Source organism: Alexandriicola marinus (assembly GCF_004000435.1).
In the GTDB taxonomy this organism is placed as follows: Bacteria; Pseudomonadota; Alphaproteobacteria; order Rhodobacterales; family Rhodobacteraceae; genus Alexandriicola; species Alexandriicola marinus.
On the sequence record NZ_RBVZ01000047.1, the window covers coordinates 1 to 2,179 of the forward strand.

Below are 2,179 nucleotides of genomic sequence, written 5' to 3' on the forward strand. Positions count from 1 at the left end.
TCGACCGCGCCCCAGTTATCGGCCGCGAGTGACCGGGACCGGCGCGTCCAACGGATGGTCAGATCGCCGGGCGTGCGCGGTGTGCGCCACGGCTGTTCGACATGGGTGACGGAGAACGGCCGTAGCCCGACACCCGAAGGCGTGAAGGTTTGCGCCACATAGGTCTCGTCGCTGACGGGACGGCTCGCGGGGCCAATGCGCCAGTTCCACGGGGTGCCAAGATCGGCTTCGGCGATCGGCAGCGATGCGAGGCTGTCGTCGAGCACCACCACCCGCGCGCCAGCGGGCGTCGGATTGCCCATGGCGACTTCCGTCCCGCGTTGGCCGCGCAGGAGCCGGGTGAGCCGATACCGGCCTGGGGCGAGCAACTCGGCCGCGCCCGCCTGCACGATCTCCCAGACACTAGGCGCGCTCTCGATGGCGAGCACGTTGGCGCCTCCGAAGAGCGTCAGGTCGGTGACGCTTTCCAGCGTGCCGGTCAGCAGATCGACCACCAGCACGTTGCCAAGGTCGAAGCGCGAGGTGGGGCCCGCGAAGAAGTCGGAGACCAGAGCCCCGAACCGGGCGCGGCTGCCGAACGTGGTCAGCAGCTCGAAGCCGTCCGTCGAGGGGCTGCGGAACACCGCCATCTCGCCCGGCCACGGCACGGCATGGGCTGCGGCGTAAGGCCGATGCGCCGGCTGGTCCTCGGTCAGCTGAGGCAGGTCAATCAGCACCGCATCCGGCGCGCCGAATACCACGGCCCGCGTCAGTGAGGCTGCGCGGGGATCGCCGGGCGGCAGATCGTAGGTCGCCCGGTCCTGGCGCACCGCCTCGATGCCGCGCGCCTCGGCGTCGGCGATGGAGACGAGCCGCAGATCGACCAGCCGTCCGTCATGCGCGAGGCGGATCGCATCGGCCGGATCGAGCGCGAGCCGCGAGGGCGGCAATCGGAACGCCGCCGTCTCGCGCCCCACCCACGCCTCGATCAGCGCGCGGCGGCAGCGCCGCTCGGCCTCCTCGGGCGGCACTGCCATCGGGAAGGACTCGGACGCGATCCGGGTCGTGTCCACCGTGATGCGCCGGGCCTCGACGAGGGCCGCGTCGTAATCCTCGTCGGCGCGGGCGACCTGCCATTTCAGGGCCTGCGGCAGTTCCGTCTCCTGGCCGCGGGTCAGTTCGAGCAGGTCGCCCTCGCGGGCGGCCACCAGATCGTCGGGCGTAAGGGTGGCGACGGAGGCCGTGCCGCGCATGATGAAGCGGATCACGCCCTCGGTCTCCACCGCGTCGAAGCCGAAGTGGCGGGCGAGCGTAGTGATCGATGCACGCGGGCTCTCCAGCGCGCCAATCGCATAGCCCTCCACCGCGCCCCAGAGGCCGGTGACGTCGATGCGATCCTGGGGCAACCCGGCGCGGAGACAGAGGTACCGGACCAGCGCAGCCAGAGACACCGCACCCAGCCGCCCAGTGAGCCAGTGGCCGAGCCGCCAGTTCGCCCCATCCGTCCAGACATCGGTCAGCGCTGGAAAGAACGGGTACGGCCGCGCGTCCCAGGTCCATGCGGCGCATTCGGGCACATGCACCATCCGGCCGCCATAGACCGAGGACACCGGGTTGTTTGCGGCCTCGCCCCACCAGAGATACGTCGCCTCGAGATAGGCACGCTGGATGGCGTCATCTCGCCAGCCCCGCGAGAAATGCGGCGTGAAGCTCTCCGACGACTTCGGGTCGAAGAAGACGTTCGGCTGGTTCGTACCGCGGTCGATGGCGGGACAGCCGAGCTCGGTGAACCAGATCGGCTTGGACTGCGGCACCCATGCCGTCGGCGTACCGCTCTCCACCCCGCCCGGGCGGTTGTAGTGGGCGTTCGACCACCAGGCGCGCAGATCCTTGTAGCGGAAGACCCACGGCTTGCCCGCCGCACCATCGGTGATCGGGGTGCGTACCTGCGCGGTGCGGTCCGCCGCGCTGGCATAGAACCAGTCGAAGCCTTCGCCGCCCGCGATGTTCCCCTGCTGGTAGGCGCGGTCGTAGATGGCGGGCCAGCCCTCCTGCGCATCGGCATGCTCGAACCCGTCGCGCCAGTCCGAGAGTGGCATGTAGTTGTCGATGCCGATGAAGTCGGTGTCCGGATCGGCCCACAGCGGATCGAGATGAAAGAACACGTCGCCGCTGCCATCGCCCGGCTGGTGCCCGAAAT

General features: G+C 69.9%; 1 protein-coding gene. It reads right to left on the bottom strand.

All coding sequences use genetic code 11. From position 1 onward, the window contains the following. Positions 1-2,179: baseplate multidomain protein megatron (locus EP376_RS22560; RefSeq protein ID WP_127657711.1), on the bottom strand; the 2,179-nt coding region annotated here is incomplete at both ends.